General features: G+C 75.5%; 13 protein-coding genes and 1 pseudogene. 11 read left to right on the top strand and 3 right to left on the bottom strand.

From position 1 onward, the window contains the following. Positions 1-60 precede the first annotated feature (60 nt). Positions 61-1164, bottom strand: coding sequence for a DMT family transporter (locus CP974_RS03235; protein ID WP_078915333.1), 1104 nt, complete (start codon positions 1162-1164; stop codon positions 61-63). A gap of 74 nt (positions 1165-1238) precedes the next feature. Here CP974_RS03235 and CP974_RS03230 point away from each other — a divergent pair, with 74 nt between their 5' ends. Further along, positions 1239-2144: a LysR family transcriptional regulator gene (locus CP974_RS03230; protein WP_031128650.1), complete on the top strand. Its 906-nt coding sequence runs from the start codon at positions 1239-1241 to the stop codon at positions 2142-2144. Between the two features lie 119 nt (positions 2145-2263). Here CP974_RS03230 and CP974_RS03225 read toward each other — a convergent pair whose 3' ends face one another. Next, positions 2264-4459 (bottom strand): S9 family peptidase, encoded by a 2196-nt coding sequence (locus CP974_RS03225; RefSeq protein ID WP_031128652.1) that lies wholly within the window; start codon positions 4457-4459, stop codon positions 2264-2266. Positions 4460-4778: 319 nt separating this feature from the next. Between CP974_RS03225 and CP974_RS03220 the strand changes: the two genes are divergently transcribed. The 10 genes and pseudogenes from CP974_RS03220 to CP974_RS03175 all read left to right on the top strand — a co-directional run bounded on the left by CP974_RS03220 (position 4779) and on the right by CP974_RS03175 (position 14138). After that, a complete protein-coding gene (locus tag CP974_RS03220; RefSeq protein WP_031128654.1) occupies positions 4779-5651 on the top strand; it encodes a HipA family kinase in 873 nt (290 codons plus the stop codon). Next, complete coding sequence (locus tag CP974_RS03215) at positions 5648-6031, top strand: DUF3037 domain-containing protein (protein ID WP_031128655.1); 384 nt, start codon at positions 5648-5650, stop codon at positions 6029-6031. Before CP974_RS03220 ends, CP974_RS03215 begins: the two co-directional genes overlap by 4 nt. Positions 6032-6278: 247 nt before the next feature. Beyond that, on the top strand, positions 6279-7037 hold the full coding sequence (gene fabG, locus CP974_RS03210) for a 3-oxoacyl-ACP reductase FabG (protein ID WP_031128657.1): 759 nt from the start codon (positions 6279-6281) through the stop codon (positions 7035-7037). 19 nt (positions 7038-7056) lie between these two features. Further along, positions 7057-7824 carry an SDR family oxidoreductase gene (locus CP974_RS03205; protein WP_031128659.1) on the top strand — a complete coding sequence of 256 codons (768 nt, stop codon included), beginning with the start codon at positions 7057-7059 and terminating at the stop codon, positions 7822-7824. Between the two features lie 119 nt (positions 7825-7943). Beyond that, positions 7944-9521, top strand: coding sequence for an ABC transporter substrate-binding protein (locus tag CP974_RS03200; RefSeq protein WP_031128661.1), 1578 nt, complete (start codon positions 7944-7946; stop codon positions 9519-9521). Positions 9522-9612: 91 nt separating this feature from the next. After that, complete coding sequence (gene ung, locus CP974_RS03195) at positions 9613-10296, top strand: uracil-DNA glycosylase (protein WP_031128662.1); 684 nt, start codon at positions 9613-9615, stop codon at positions 10294-10296. A 41-nt stretch (positions 10297-10337) separates the two neighbouring features. Next, a pseudogene (locus tag CP974_RS30810) lies at positions 10338-10514 on the top strand (DUF3291 domain-containing protein); the annotation flags it as partial. A gap of 399 nt (positions 10515-10913) precedes the next feature. Further along, a complete protein-coding gene (locus CP974_RS03185; RefSeq protein WP_037936530.1) occupies positions 10914-12104 on the top strand; it encodes an MFS transporter in 1191 nt (396 codons plus the stop codon). A 208-nt stretch (positions 12105-12312) separates the two neighbouring features. Next, positions 12313-12804: a hypothetical protein gene (locus tag CP974_RS03180; RefSeq protein ID WP_031128665.1), complete on the top strand. Its 492-nt coding sequence runs from the start codon at positions 12313-12315 to the stop codon at positions 12802-12804. Between the two features lie 425 nt (positions 12805-13229). Further along, positions 13230-14138, top strand: coding sequence for a Gfo/Idh/MocA family protein (locus CP974_RS03175; protein ID WP_031128667.1), 909 nt, complete (start codon positions 13230-13232; stop codon positions 14136-14138). Here the strand turns inward: CP974_RS03175 and lnt are convergent. Next, positions 14059-15660 (bottom strand): apolipoprotein N-acyltransferase, encoded by a 1602-nt coding sequence (lnt, locus tag CP974_RS03170; RefSeq protein WP_031128668.1) that lies wholly within the window; start codon positions 15658-15660, stop codon positions 14059-14061. The genes CP974_RS03175 and lnt overlap by 80 nt on opposite strands. Positions 15661-16001: the final 341 nt, after the last annotated feature.

The raw sequence follows: 16001 nt of genomic DNA, 5'->3' as shown, positions 1-16001 counted from the left end.
CTGTCGCCTGGTGGCCGTCCCCGTCGCCGGGTCGGGGCCGGCGCCCCCGGCCCTGTCGCCTCAGGTGGAGCGCCCCCGCCGTGCGGTACGGCCGGTGCGGGAGGGGGGCGAGGAGCGGGGCGCGGTGCGGGAGGCGCGCGGGGCGGCTCCCGCCCGGCTCTGCGTCAGCGCCGCGCCCGCCAGTACGATCAGCGCGCCGACCGGGGTGTTCCAGGTCAGCGGCTCGTCGAGCAGGGTCACCCCGGCAGCCGTCGCGATGACCGGGATGAAGTAGGTGACCATCTGGCCGGTCGTCGGGCCGACCTCCGCGACGATCCCGTACTGGACGAGCATCGCGAAGCCCGTACCCAGCGCGCCGAGCGCGACCACCGCCAGCAGCGGGAGGACCGGGAACGCCTCGGGCAGGCTGGTGAGCAGCGGCGTCACCACCGCGAGCTGCGCCGTCGCCAGCATCAGTTGCGCGCCGGTCAGGGACAGGTGCGACTCCCCGCGCCCCGCCAGGGTGCGGCGTACGTAGATCCAGCCGACCGGGTAGCTCAGCGACGCCAGCAGCGCCATGGCGGTGCCGGTCATGTCCACGCCGGAGAAGCCCTGCCAGGCGCCCAGCACCGTGAGGACGCCCAGGAAGCCGACGCCCAGACCGGCGACGCGGCGGCGCGTCGGGCGGTCCTCGGAGAGGGCGACCAGCGACAGGGCCATGCCCCACAGCGGCGAGGTGGCGTTGCAGATGCCCGCCAGGGTCGACGGGATCGTCAGCTCGGCGTACGCGAAGAGCGAGAACGGCAGGGCGTTGAGGAAGAACGCCGCCACCGCCAGGTGCGCCCACGTCCGCGCACCGCGCGGCAGGCCCGCCCGCCGCACCGCCATGGCCGCGACGAGCACCAGCGTGCCGAAGAGCAGCCGCCCGAACGTCACCTGGAACGGCGCGTACGCCGACGTGCCGACCTTGATCAGCAGGAAGCTGAAGCCCCACACGACCGCGAGCGCCGCGAAGCGCACCCGCCAGTCGACGCGGGCCCGCCGGTCCGCGGGGCCGGGCGAGGGCGCCGTCGACGGGGCATCGGAGGCAGATGGCGGGGCGGGCGACGGGGAGGACGGCGCGGGCGGGGACGAGGGCGCGGGCGGGGACGAGGGTGCGGGCGGAGGCGGGGGCGCTGTGCTCATGGCGCCCAGCCTGGACCCGATGATCTCTTAGAACAAGTGAGATCTTCTTGATGCTTCCCCTTAGTATCGCTTATGTGTTGAACCTGGAGCGCCTCCGCACCCTCGACGCCCTCGCCCGCCACGGCTCGGTGAGCGGCGCCGCCGACGCACTGCACGTCACGACCTCGGCCGTCTCGCAGCAACTGGCCAAGCTGGAGCGCGAGGTCGGCCAGCAGCTCGTGGCGAAGAACGGCCGGGGCGTCCGGCTCACCGACGCCGGGCACCTGCTCGCCGGGCACGCCGCCCGCATCCTGTCGCAGGTCGCGCTCGCCCAGGCGGACATCGAGGCCCAGCGCGGCCGGGTGGTGGGCGAGGTGCGGCTCGCCGGCTTCCCGACCGCCGCGCGCGGCCTGTTCCCCCGCGCCATCACCGCCCTGCGGGCGGGCCACCCCGAACTGCGGGTACGCAGCAGCGAACTGGAGCCCGAGCACGGCATCCGCCAGGTGCTGCGGGGGGACGTGGACCTCGCCGTCGTCCTGGACTGGAGCAACAAGCGCCTCCCCGTCCCCGGCGGGCTCGCCCAGGCCGCGCTCCTGGACGACGCCGCCGACGTGGCCATGGCCGCGGGCCATCCGCTCGCCGGGCGCGCCGAGGTCGACCTGGAGGAGTTCGCCGACGACGACTGGGTCTCCTGGCCGGAGGGCGAGTTCTGCCACGACTGGCTGGTCTTCACCCTGCGCTCGAAGGGCATCGAACCGCGCATCGCCCACCTCGCGGGCGAGCACCACACCCAACTGGCGCTGATCCAGGCCGGGCTCGGCGTGTGCGTCACGCCGCGGCTCGGGCGAGGCCCCGTCCCCGAGGGTGTCGCGCTCGTACCGGTCCGCCGGCAGATGCGGCGGCACATCTACGCGGTGTGGCGGGTGGACGCGGACCGGCGGCCGTCCATCAGGGCGGCCGTGGAGGCACTGCGCGAGGCCGGGGCCGCCGCGGCGGCCTGACGGCCCGCGAGCGACCGCGCCCGCCCCGGCATCGGCCACCCCGCCGCCCGCGAGGCCCACCCGCCGCCGTGCCGGCGCCGCACGGGCTCCGGCACGGCGGCGGGCCGGGCCCCGCCCGCTCAGAGCCCGAGCGACCGCCTGAGGAACTCCACCTCAAGGCGCAGCTGGTTGCTCACCACCTCCTCCCGCGTCACCATGTGGGTCGCACCGGGCAGCGGCAGCACCGTATGGGGCTTCCCGGCGGCGAGCAGCGCGGCGGAGAGCCGCAGGGTGTGGGCCGCCACCACGTTGTCGTCGGCCAGCCCGTGCATCAGCATCAGCGGGCGCTCCAGCCGGTCGGCCGAGCCCAGCAGCGACGACCGCTCGTAGTTCTCCGGCTCCACGTCCGGGTGGCCCAGGAACCGCTCCTCCCAGTGCGTGTCGTACAGCCGCCGGTCGGTCGGCGCGGCGCCCGCGACCGCCGCGTGGAACACGTCCGGGCGGTGCAGCACCGCCCCGATCGCCAGATACCCGCCGTACGACCAGCCCCGGATCGCCACCCGCCCCGGGTCCAGCGCCGGATACCGCTCCGCCGCCCCGCGCAGCGCGTCCACCTGGTCCTCCAGCGCGGGACCCAGCCGGTCGCCGCGCACCGCGACCTCCCACGCCCGCCCGCGCCCCGGAGTGCCGCGCCCGTCGGTGATCAGCACGGCGAACCCCTGCTCGGCGAACCACTGCGCCACGGCGCTCCACCAGCCGTACGCCCGCACCGCGAGCTGCAGTCCGGGTCCGCCGTACGGGCTGAGCAGCACCGGAAGCCGCTCATCGCGGTCCGCGTCGTACCAGGTCGGCAGGTGCAGATGGGCGCGCAACTCCCGCGCGCCCAGCGACAGGTGGGCCACGCGCGGGCGGACCGGCGGCTCCTCGGCCAGCACCGCGATCCGCCGCACCGGCCGACCGCCGCGCAGCACCGTGGCGGAGGGGCCCGCGCACGTCAGGCTCTCCAGGACGACGGTGTCCCCGCCGACCGCGGCCGTGTGGAGGCCCGGCTCCTCGCTCACCCGGCGAAACGCCCCCGCCCCGTCCGGCCCGCCGCCCTCCTGTGGGTCGTACACCCACACATGGCTCTCCGTCGGCTCCGGGCCGCCGGTGAGGAAGACGCGCCGGCCCACCGCGCCCAGCACCTCCCGCACCTGGAGCCCCGCTGGGGAGAGCGCGTCGCCGACGCGCAGCCCGCGCGTCCCGTCGCCGAGCACCTCCGCCGTGACCAGCGCGCCGGAGGCCGTGCGCAGCGGTGTGCCGGGCGTGAGGGCCACCCAGGCGGCGTCCCGCGCCGTGCGCAGCGGGCGCACGGCCCCCGTCGCCGGGTCCGCCGCGAACACCGCGGTCGTACGCTGGTCCCGCGTCTGGAGCTCCACGTACGGGCCGTGCGCGTCCCACCCGGCAGCCGTCAGGTACGCGAAGCGCCGGTCGGTCCACGGGCCCCGCGGGTGCGGCCCCGCCTCCGCCTCGTCGGGCAGGCGCAGGGCGGTCCGGCGGCCGCCGAGCCCCACCACGTGCACGGTGACCTCGGCGTTGTCCGTACCGGCCACCGGGTACCGCACGGTGCGCGGCGGGCGGGCCGGGTCCGCCGGGTCGGCCAGGTGCCAGCGTGCCACGGGTGCCTCGTCGACCCGGGCGACCAGCAGGGCGTCGCCGTCCGGCGACCACCAGTACCCGCGGTGCCGGCCCATCGACTCGGCCGCCGCGTGCTCCGCCAGGCCGTACACCACGTCCGGCGCCTCGGGCACGGCCAGCGCCCGGTCGCCCGTGCCGTCGGCGCCCACCACGCGCAGGGCGCCGCCCGTCACGTACGCGACGAGGGAGCCGTCCGGGGAGGGGCGCGGGTCCACGGCCGGGCCCCCGGTCGGGATGCGCCACGGTGCGCCGCCGTCCGTGCGCACCGCCCACAGGGCGCCGCCGAGCGTGAACACGGCGAGGCGGACCGCCGCGTCCGTGGCGTAGCCGGTGATCCCGGACGCCAGGACGCGGGACCGCTCGCGCCGGACCTTCTCCTCCTCCGGCAGATCGTCGTCACCGGGCCCGCCGAGGGCGAGCGGATCGGCGAGCAGCCGCTCCCCGCCCTCCTCGGACAGCCACAGCCGGCCGACCGGGTCCGTACCCGACGCGGTGCGGGTGAACAGCACCCGCGCCCCGTCCGGCGAGACCGCGAACCGCCCCGGCACGCCCAGCGAGAACCGCCGGGTGCGGGCGAAGGCGGCGGGCAGGTCGGGCGCGGCGAGGGGCGAAGGCGACGGGGAGGCGGCGGTCGTGTGCGCGGGAGGGACGGGATTCATGCTCCGCAGGATGGCAGCCGAACGGCCCTGCGGGCCCGCCCTTTTGCCGCGACCGGCGGCCCCGCCGGCTTCCCGCGACCGGCCGGGGCGCCTGCCTCCGGCGCCCGCCCCCGCCTCCGGCGCCCGCCCGCCTCCGCCTCCGATGCCCGTCCGCCTACGATGCCCGTCCGCGCCGGCGCTCGGTCGCCCTCGGCGCCTGTCCGCGCCGGCGCTCGGTCGCCCCCGCCGTACCGGCGGCCTCCGCCTTCCCGGCCGCCCGGTCGAGCAGCCGGAGATCGATCCCGCGTGGCCGGTGCGGCCGTCCGGATAGCCTGGGGCCATGCTTTCCGAAGTCACGGCGACCCGCTACGTCACGCCCCTGCGTGAGGGCGGCTCGCTCCCCGGGATCGTCGAGGCCGACGACCTCGGCACGTACGTCATGAAGTTCACCGGCGCCGGCCAGGGCCGCAAGACGCTCGTCGCCGAGGTGATCTGCGGGCGGCTCGGCCGCCGGCTCGGCCTGCGGGTGCCCGAACTCGTGGCGATCCAGCTGGATCCGGTCATCGGGCTCGGCGAACCCGACCAGGAGGTGCAGGAGCTGCTCAAGGCCAGTGGCGGGCTGAACCTCGGCATGGACTTCCTGCCGGGCTCCATCGGTTTCGACCAGCTCGCCTACGAAATGGACCCCGTCGAGGCCGGCCGGGTCGTCTGGTTCGACGCGCTGATCAACAACGTCGACCGGTCCTGGCGCAACCCCAACATGCTGGTCTGGCACGGCGAGCCGTGGCTCATCGACCACGGCGCCACCATGATCTGGCACCACAACTGGCCCGGCGCGCGGGCGTCCGCCGCCAAGCCGTACGACGCCTCGGACCACGTCCTGGCCGGCTACGGCCCCGACATCGCCGCCGCCGCGGCCGAGCTGGCGCCGCGGGTCACGGAGGACCTGCTCACCGAGGTGGCCGCCGACGTGCCGGACGAGTGGCTGGTCGACGAGCCCGGCTTCGACACGCCCGACGCCGTGCGCCGCGCGTACGTCGAGGCGCTGCTGCCCCGCGCGGCGACCGTCCACGAGCGGATCACCGTGGGGGAGCGGACCGGGCGCGGACCGTCGCGGGCCCCCGGCTGGCTCACCGACCACCTGGGGCCGTGGCCCCACACCGCCCAGGGCGGCACCACCGGGCAGCGCGACCAGAAGGACGGCGGCGAGTGACCGAGCGGAACGTCTTCGAGTACGCCCTGCTGCGGGTCGTCCCGCGCGTCGACCGGGGCGAGTGCATCAACGCCGGTGTGGTGGTCTACTGCCGCGCCACGTCCTTCGTGGCCGCGCGCACCCACCTCGACGAGGGGAAGCTGGCCGCGCTCGACCCGCGCGCCGACGTCACGGGCGTACGGGCCGCCCTCCACGCCGTCGAGGGCGTGTGCCGGGGCGGCGAGGACGCCGGGCAGGCCGCGCGGGACGACGCGGGCCGCCGCTTCCGCTGGCTCGTCGCGCCCCGCTCCACCGTCGTCCAGCCGGGCCCCGTGCACACCGGACTCACCACCGACCCGCGGGCCGAGGTGGAGCGGCTGCTGGACCTGCTGGTCCGCTGAGGCCCCGTGGCGGGTCCCCCGGCCGGTCGGCTCGGGGCCCCGCGCGGTCCCGCGAGGGACCTCCGGTCGATGGGGACGGTCCCGTGCCGCCGGTCCCGCGCCGTCGATCCCGAGCCCGCCCGGCCGTTGACACCGCGTGCCAGGGCTTCTAGCGTCTCGTCCTGCTGAAGGTACTAAGCGGTCGCTCACCGCCCCGGCCCGGGTGCGGGACGGGCGGCTCAGGGACTCAAGGGCGAGGAGAACGAGCATGTCCACCACCCAGCGCGTGGCCGTCGTGACCGGAGGGGCGCGCGGCATCGGCGCGGCCACCGCCGTGCGGCTCGCGGCCGAGGGCCGCGCCGTCGCCGTCCTCGACCTCGACGAGGCCGCCTGCAAGGACACCGTCGACACCATCACGGCGGCCGGCGGCACCGCCCTCGCCGTGGGCTGCGACGTCTCCGACGCCGCGCGGGTGGAGGCCGCCGTCGCCCGCGTCGCCGACGAGCTCGGCGCCCCCGTGATCCTCGTCAACAACGCCGGAGTCCTGCGCGACAACCTGCTGTTCAAGATGTCCGAGTCCGACTGGGACACGGTGGTGGACGTCCACCTCAAGGGCGCGTTCCTGATGGCCAAGGCGTGCCAGAAGCACATGGTCGACGCGGGCTTCGGCCGGATCGTGTGCCTCTCCTCGTCCTCCGCCCTCGGCAACCGCGGCCAGGCCAACTACTCCGCCGTCAAGGCGGGCCTCCAGGGCTTCACCAAGACGCTCGCCAAGGAGCTCGGCAAGTTCGGCGTCACCGCCAACGCCGTCGCCCCCGGCTTCATCGCCACCGAGATGACCGCGCAGACCGCCGCGCGCGTCGGCATGGGCTTCGAGGAGTTCCAGGCCGCCGCCGCCACCCAGATCCCCGTCCAGCGCGTGGGCCGCCCCGAGGACGTGGCGAACGCCATCGCCTTCTTCACGGGCGACGACGCGGGCTTCGTCTCCGGCCAGGTCCTGTACGTGGCCGGCGGACCCCTCGACTGAGACGGCGGGAGAAGCGGAGATGGACAACGCCCGACTGCCCGAGCCCACCGGCCGGGTCGCCCTCGTCACCGGCGGCAGCCGCGGCATCGGCTACGGCATCGCCGAGGCGCTCGTCGCGCGCGGGGACCGCGTCTGCGTCACCGGGCGCGGCGAGGAAGCGCTCAAGGCCGCCGTGGAGCGGCTCGGCCCCGACCGCGCCGTGTACGTCGCCGGGAAGGCCCACGACGAGGCCCACCAGGCCATCGCCGTCGAGCGGACCATGGAGGCCTTCGGCCGCGTCGACTACCTGGTCAACAACGCCGGCACCAACCCCGTCTTCGGCCCCATGGCCGAGCTCGACCTCAACGTGGCCCGCAAGGTCTTCGAGACCAACGTCGTCTCGGCGCTCGGCTTCGCCCAGCAGACCTGGCGGGCCTGGCAGAAGGAGAACGGCGGCGCGATCGTGAACATCGCCTCCGTCGCCGGCGTCGCGGCCTCCCCGTTCGTGGGGGCGTACGGGATGAGCAAGGCGGCGATGATCAACTTGACGCTCCAGCTCGCCCATGAATTCGCCCCTATTGTCCGGGTCAACGCGATTGCCCCGGCTGTCGTGAAGACGAAATTCGCGGAAGCGCTCTACGAGGGCCGCGAGGCGGAGGTGGCAGCCGCCTATCCGCTCGGCAGGCTGGGGGTGCCCGCCGATATCGGAGGTGCCGCCGCATTCCTCACTTCCGGCGAATCGGGTTGGATCACCGGGCAGACCCTGGTGGTCGACGGGGGTATTTTCCTCAATGCCGGAGTCGGCTGAGGTGGATTGCGCCTGATTGGCCGCCTAATGCCTCAAGTGCCCCGCCGGTCTCCCTGATGGAACCGGCGGGGCGCTGCGGTATGGTCGGCCGACCATGGCTGAACGAGGAGCGTGTGCACGTGTTCAACCGGACCAGCCTGCAGGCAGCTGCAGCCCTTGCGTCCATATCCCTGCTGGCGGGATGCAGTCTCTTCGCGGGCGATGAAGCCGAGGCGGAAAGCAAGATCGTCGTGGGTACGACGAGTTCGCCGACCACCCTCGACCCGGCCGCCTCGTGGGACAGCTCCTGGGAGCTCTTCCGGAACGTCTTCCAGACGCTGCTGAGTTTCCCCACCGGAAGCACCACACCCCAGCCGGACGCGGCGGACTGCAGGTTCACCGACGGCGCCAGCAAGGTCTACCAGTGCGACCTGCGCGACGGGCTGAAGTTCTCCAGCGGCGCCCCCCTGGACGCCGCGGCGGTCAAGCACTCGATCGAGCGCATCCGCACGATCGACGCGGAGGGCGGCCCGAGCGGGCTGCTCGGGGCCCTCGACAAGGTCGAGACGAGCGGCGACAAGACGGTGGTCTTCCGGCTGAAGGAGTCGGACGCCACCTTCCCCTTCGTCCTCGCCACCCCCGCCATGTCGATCGTGGAGCCCGCCTCGTACCCGGCGGACAAGCTGCGCGAGGACGGCAAGGTCGTCGGCTCCGGTCCGTACACGCTCGCCAAGTACAGCGACGGCGTCGAGGCCGAGCTGGCCAAGAACCCCACGTACAAGGGGTACGCCGACCGGAAGAACACCGGGGTCGTCGTCCGCTACTTCGGCGACTCCGACGCGCTGGTCGCCGCGCTGAAGAACAAGGAGATCGACGCCACCTACCGCGGCCTGACCGCCGAGGAGGTCGTCGACCTCAGCGAGAAGAAGCCCGAGAACGAGGGGCTCCAGGTCGTCGAGACGACCGGCGCGAACATCCACTACCTCGTCTTCAACCCCGAGGACCCGATGGCGGGCAAGCCCGCCGTCCGCCGCGCCGTCGCGCAGGTCATCGACCGCGGCGCCCTCGTCGCCAAGGCGTACCGGGGCACCGCCGAGCCGCTGTACTCGATGGTCCCCAAGGGCATCGCCGGGCACACCACCAAGTTCTTCGACCAGTACGGCGACCCGGACGTCGCCAAGGCCAAGGCCATGCTGCGCAAGGACGGCATCGACAAGCCGGTGAAGCTGACGATCGGCTACACGACCGACCGGTACGGCTCCTCCACGGCCGACGAGTACGCCGAGATCAAGCGGCAGCTCGAAGGCTCGGGCCTCTTCGAGGTCACCCTCGTGGGCAAGCCGTGGAAGGAGTTCCAGGCGGCCTACCAGAAGGGCGAGTACTCGGTCTTCGGCCGCGGGTGGTTCCCCGACTTCCCGGACCCGGACAACTTCATCGCGCCGTTCGTCGGCAAGGACAACGTCCACGCCGCGCCCTACGAGCAGCCGGAGATCACCGACCGCCTGCTGCCCGAGTCGCGCCGCAAGAGCGACCGGGCCGCGGTCACCGACCAATTCGACCGGGCCCAGCAGATCCTCGTGGAGGACGTCCGCCTGCTGCCCCTGTGGCAGGGCAAGCTGTACGTGGCGGCCAGCGAGGAGATCGGCGGCGGCGAGCGCGCCCTCGACCCGCAGACCGTCATGCAGCTGTGGGTGCTGCACCGCAAGACCAGCTGGTGACCGCCGCCCGATGAGGGACGTGGGATCGCTTGTCAGTGGCCGCAGGTAGGTTCTGTGAACGACAAGCGATCCCACACCGGAGGTTGTTGACGTGACCGACACCGTCATGCTGCCCGAGTCCTGGCGCGGCGTCCTCGGCGACGAGCTGCGCAAGCCGTACTTCGAGCAGCTCACCGAGTTCGTCGAGGAGGAGCGGGCCAAGGGGCCGGTCTACCCGCCGCGGGACGAGGTGTTCGCCGCGCTCGACGCCACTCCGTACGACAAGGTGAAGGTCCTCGTCCTGGGCCAGGACCCCTACCACGGCGAGGGCCAGGGGCACGGGCTGTGCTTCTCCGTGCGGCCGGGCGTCAAGACCCCTCCCTCCCTGCGCAACATCTACAAGGAGATGCACGCGGATCTCGGCCACCCCGTCCCGGACAACGGCTACCTCATGCCGTGGGCCGAGCAGGGCGTCCTGCTGCTCAACGCGGTGCTCACGGTCCGCGCCGGCGAGGCCAACTCGCACAAGGGCAAGGGCTGGGAGAAGTTCACCGACGCGGTGATCAGCGCCGTGGCCTCCCGCCCCGACCCCGCCGTCTTCGTCCTGTGGGGCAACTACGCGCAGAAGAAGCTGCCGCTCATCGACGAGTCGCGGCACGCCGTGGTGAAGGGCGCCCATCCGTCGCCGCTCTCCGCGAAGAAGTTCTTCGGGTCCCGCCCCTTCACGCAGATCGACAAGGCTATAGCCGACCAGGGGCACGCCCCCGTCGACTGGCGCATCCCCGACATCGGCTGAGCGGCACCGTCCGGGGCGCGGGGTCGTAGCGCGGCGGGCACCTGGAGGCGACGCGCCGGCGGCGCCAGTGCTTCGCACGGCACGTCGAGGCACACGTCGTGCTCCGGTGGGTTCCGGCGGGCGCCCGCCCGACCGCCGGCGAGGCCCTGGAGCGGCCGGCGGAGCTGCGGGCGCTCGGGCCGTCACCGCGCGCGGCCACCTTCGCCTCCCCGTACACCGCGGCTGAGGCGGCCGGGCACCCGCGGGCCGACGCCTCGGAGGCGCCCCGCCCCACCGTCCCCGCCTCGCACCGGGCGCCGCCCGGGGTCGCTCCGGCGTGGCGGCGAACGCCTCCGACGGGCGTGGAGGGGCGGCAGGACGCCGTACTCCGGCCCGCCCCGGCGCCCGGCACCGCCGCCGGGCCGGCGTACGTACGCCGTCGGGCGCCCGGCCCCCGGCGTCCACCGCGTCGCGCCCGGCCTCCGACGCCCCGCGGGCGGCCGTCACGGCCGGACGCGGGGCGTGGCGCGAAGGCCCCTGCCGGCGCCCCGGCGGCCACTGCTAGCCTGCCGCCCATGACCAAGGGCGGTCCGGGTGGGCGGACAGCCCGAAGGGGCGAGGGCAGCGCGCCGGAGCGCGTGTTGATCGCCGCCAGTTTCGTCAACCGGGTCGGCAACGGGCTGTTCAACGCGGCGTCGGCGCTCTACTTCACCCTGGTGGTGGGGCTGCCGGCCGCGCAGGTCGGCGCGGCCCTCACCATCGCCGGCCTCACCGGCCTGCTGGCGGGGATACCCGGCGGGCATCTCGCCGACCGGCGCGGGGCCCGCACCGTCATGGTGTGCGCCCTCATGATCCAGGCCGTGTCGATGGCGGCGCTCGTGCTCGTCGACGGCTGGCTCGCGCTCACGGCCGTCGCGACGGTCGACCAGCTCGCCGCGGCGGTCGGCGGCGCGGCCTGGGGCGCTCTGGTGGCGCGGGTCGGAGGTGAACGCCCGGCACGGTTCAGGGCGAGACTGCGCACCTTCGTCAACCTCGGCGTCATCCTCGGCACGGTGGGCGCGGGCCTGGCGGTGGCGGCGGGCACCCGCGGCGCCTATGTCGCCCTGATCCTCGGCAACGCCGCCGGCTTCCTGCTCTGCGCGGCGCTGCTGCTCCTGCTGCCCGCCTACCCGGTCCTGGCGGCACCGCCGCGGCGGCGTCGCTGGACCGCCCTGTCGGACCGCCCCTTCCTGGCGTTCACCGCGCTCTTCGGGGCCATGGGACTGCAGTACCCGGTCGTGTCCCTGCTGCTGCCGATCTGGATCTCCCAGCACACCGAGGCGCCCCGCTGGACGGTCGCCGCGGTGTTCGCCGTCAACGCGGCCTTCTGCGTGCTCCTGCAGACCAGGATCGGCTCCCGCGTCGAGACCCCCGGCGACGGGGGCAGGGCCTTGCGCACCGCGGGGCTGCTCTTCCTCGTCAGCTGCCCCGTGATGGCCCTGGCGGCGCACACACCCGTCTGGGCGGCGGCGGGACTGGTCGTCGCGGCGGTCTTCGTCCACAGCCTGGGCGAGGTCTTCGAGTCCTCGGGGGGCTTCGCCCTGGCCTTCGGGCTCGCCCCCGACGACGCCCAGGGCCAGTACCAGGGTCTGCTCGGCCTCGGTTTCAGCGCCGGCCAGGCCCTCGCGCCCGCGCTCCTCACCACGGTGGTGCTCGGCCTCGGCACGGCCGGCTGGCTGCTGCTGGCGGTGTTCTTCGCGGTGCTGGGCGCCGCCGGTCCGCCTCTCGCCCGCTGGGGCGCGCGCACCCGGCCACTGCCGGGCGGTGCCGCCGAGGACGTCGCGGTGTGATCCGCGGGCGGGGCGACGGGAGCCCCGCGTCCGCGCGGGGAGGGGCGGCCCCCTGCCACGGGGCGGGGGACGCGCCCGGTCGGGGGAGAGCCGCGCGGCGCCCGTGTGCGCGGCGCGGGCGGGCGCGAGGGCGGTGTCGGCTGCGTCTGCCCGGTGGGGCGGGTGCGGGCGGCTAGCGTCGGGGGACGACGACGAGAGGGGCCGGCTCATGGCGGATGACGGCACGGTGGCGACCGGTGCGGCGGACGACCCGGTCATGACGGGCATCGGGCAGGCGATGATGCTGCTGCACGGAGGCGACCGCGAGGAGGCCCGCAACCGGTTCCAGGCGCTGTGGGAGCGGATCGGGGCGGACGGCGACCCGCTGCACCGCTGCACGCTCGCCCACTCCATGGCGGACGCCCAGGACGACCCGTACGACGAACTGGCCTGGGACCTGCGGGCGCTGACCGCCGCCGACGCGCTGGACGGGGGCCGGCCCGCCCGCCACGGCACGGCCGCCGCGCTGCGCGCCCTGTACCCGTCCCTGCACCTGAACCTGGCCGCGGACTACGTCAGGCTGCGCCGCCCGGCCGAGGCGCGCGAACACCTCGACGAGGCCCGCGCGGCCTCCGGCGCCCTCGGCGACGACGCGTACGGCGACGGCGTCAGGGCGGCCATCGACCGTCTCGACCGCCGCCTGCGCGACCAGGGCGCCTGACCCGCGCCGTCCGGTCGGAGCCCTGACCGCGCGTACCGGCGCCGCCGCGCGGTCGGACGCACCGCCACCGGAGCCGGCCGCGGCTGCCCGCTCGGCGGGGCCCTCACCGGGCCGGACGCGGGCCCCACGGACACGCACCCGCACACCGCCGGCGCCACCGCCGCCGCACCGATCAGGGCCCGCGGCACACCACCGCTTCCGCCCGGCCGTCCCGTCGCTTCCGCGCGCACCGGCCCACTGTGCCGCTCCCTCCCGCCGCCGCACCGCGGCCGCCGGCGCACACCGCGCACACGGGTGAAGAGCGCCACACGTATGCTGCGGCGGACCGCCCTACAGGCACCACGGCACCGCAGGCGCCACGGGACCGCAGGCGCCACGGCGCCAGGCCCCACCGGCGCCACTGGCCCCCAGGAGAGGAGACCCCCGTGAAGGTGGGCTGCATCGGACTCGGCGACATCGCGCAGAAGGCGTACCTCCCGGTCCTCACGTCGCGGCCCGGCGTCGCACTGCACCTCCAGACCCGCACCCCCGCCACCCTGGAGCGGGTCGCCGACGCGCACCACGTCCCGGCCGAGCGCCGCCACACGGACCTCGACTCGCTGCTCGCCGCCGGGCTCGACGCGGCGTTCGTGCACGCCCCCACCGAGGCCCATCCCGAGATCGTCACACGGCTGCTGGAGGCCGGCGTCGCGACGTACGTGGACAAGCCCCTCGCCTACGAACTCCACGACTCCCGCCGCCTGGTGGAGCTGGCCGAGCGGCGCGGGGTGCCCCTCGCGGTCGGCTTCAACCGCCGGTACGCGCCCGCCTACGCCCAGTGCGCCGAGCACCCGCGCGAACTGATCCTCATACAGAAGAACCGGGTCGGTCTGCCCGAGGACCCCCGCACCCTCGTCCTGGACGACTTCATCCACGTCGTGGACACCCTGCGGTTCCTGCTGCCGGGGCCCGCGGACCACGTCGACGTGCGGGCCCGCGTCCGCGACGGGCTCGCGCACCACGTGGTGCTCCAGCTCTCCGGGGACGGCTTCACGGCCATCGGCGTCATGAACCGCATGAGCGGGTCCACGGAGGAGGTCCTGGAGGTGTCGGGCCAGGACACCAAGCGCCAGGTCGTCAACCTGGCCGAGGTGATCGACCACAAGGGCCAGCCGACCGTGCGGCGGCGCGGCGACTGGGTGCCCGTCGCCCGGCAGCGCGGCATCGAGCAGGCCGTGCTCGCCTTCCTCGACGCCGTACGGGCGGGCGAGGTGCTCAGCGCCCGGGACGCGCTGCTGACCCACGAGCTGTGCGAGCGGGTCGTACGGGACTGCCTGGAGCAGGCGTCCGCCTGACCCTCCCCACCACGGCCGTCACCGCCGTGCCGGCCAGGACGGCCAGGGCCGCCCACACGGCCCAGTCCCCGAACCGCGCGTAGGGGGTCGTCGCGGCGGCCAGCGGCAGATCGTAGACGGCCGCCGCGCTGCGGTCCGTGCCGAGCGGGGCGCCGACCCGTGCGCCGTCCGGCCCGTACGCGGCGCTCACCCCGGTCAGGGTCGCGTGCACCATCGGACGGCCGGTCTCCGCCGCGCGCAGCGCCGCCAGCGACGCGTGCTGGGCGGGCGCCCAGCTCTGCTGGAACGTCGAGGTCGCCGACTGCGCGACCAGCAGCCCGGCGCCGTCGCGCACCAGGCGGCGGCTCATGTCGGGGAAGGCGGACTCGAAGCACACGAGCGGCCCCACGCGCAGCTCCGCGCCCTCCCCGACGGCCATCACGACCGGACGGGTGCCGCGTCGGCGGTCCTCCTCGGCGGCCCGGCCCACCGAGGTGGCCCAGCCGAGGACGGCGCGCGCCGGGACGTACTCGCCGAACGGCACCAGCCGCATCTTGTCGTACCGGTCCCCGGTCGGGCCCCGCGGGCCCACCAGGACGCTGCTCTTGAAGATGCCGGGCAGGTCGGAGCGGCGCGCGTCCACGTTCACCAGCACCTCCGCCCCGACCTCGCGGGAGAGTGCGGCCAGCCGGGCGGAGAGGTCGGGCCGGGTCGCCAGGTCCGCGCCGACGCTGCTCTCGCCCCACACGACCAGGTCCACCTTCCGCCCCGCCAGGGTCCGCGTCAGCTCCTCGCCGCGCGCGAACCGCCGCTCGGGCCCGTCCGGGCCGCCGATCACGCCCGGCTGGACCACCCCGACCCGGACCCGCCCCACCGTCTCCGGGGGCGGCACCCACATCCACGCCGAGCCCATGGCGACCCCGCACACCCCCAGCGCCACAACGGCGGCCGTGCGCACGGGCGGGACCACCACGAGCAGGGCCACCGCCGTATTGACCGCCACCACCAGCAGGGTCACCAGCCACACCCCGCCCAGCGCCGCGACCCGCAGCGCCGGAGCCACCTGCCACTGGCCGGCGCCCAGCAGCCCCCAGGGACCGCCCAGCCCTTCCCAGGACCGCACCACCTCGATCAGCAGCCACCCCGAGGGCACCACGGCACACGCGAGCAGCGCACGCCCCCGCGACCGGCGGGCCTCCGCGAACGCCCACCGCACCAGCCACCCCCACGGCGCCCACAGCAGCCCGAGCAGCGCGGCCAGCACCAGGATGAAGACGTGCAGGTTCGGCAGCAGCCAGTGGTGGACGGCCAGCATGAAGCCGGTGCCGCCCAGCCACCCGTACAGCGCCGCCCGGCGGCCGGTCGGCGCGGTGGCGAGCAGCAGCAGCCACGGCACCAGCGCCACGTACGCCAGCCACCACAGCGACGGCGCCGGAAACGCCGGCGCGGGCACCGCACCCGCGAGGACGGCGGCAGCGCCGCGGCCCCACCGCGACGCCCACGGCCGCGCGGCCACCTCGTCGAGCCCGGCCCGCAACCGCATCCGCGCCTCGCCTCCTCACCGGGAGAGTCCGGAACTCCAGTGTGGCGGAGGAGATCACTCCACGGACAGTGCGCCGGGCGTACGAGGCCGCCGCGCCCCCCGGCCCGCCCCGCCCACCGTGCCCCCCGGGCCCGCCCCGCCCGCCGGGCCCCGGGCCCGCCCCGCCCGCCGCACGGACGCGCGGGGCGGGACGGGGGACGGGTGGGGGCCGGCCGGGTGGACGGCGTGCCCGGCCGCGCGGTGGCACGGGTGGGCGGCCGTCGCGGCGGGGCGGTGGCGCGTCGGGCGGCGGGCGCCGAACGGGCGCCGGTGGTGCGGGCGGCACGGGCCCCAGGGCGCGG

The organism is Streptomyces fradiae ATCC 10745 = DSM 40063 (assembly GCF_008704425.1).
GTDB lineage: Bacteria > Actinomycetota > Actinomycetes > Streptomycetales > Streptomycetaceae > Streptomyces > Streptomyces fradiae.
This window is presented reverse-complemented; position numbering and strand designations above follow the sequence as displayed.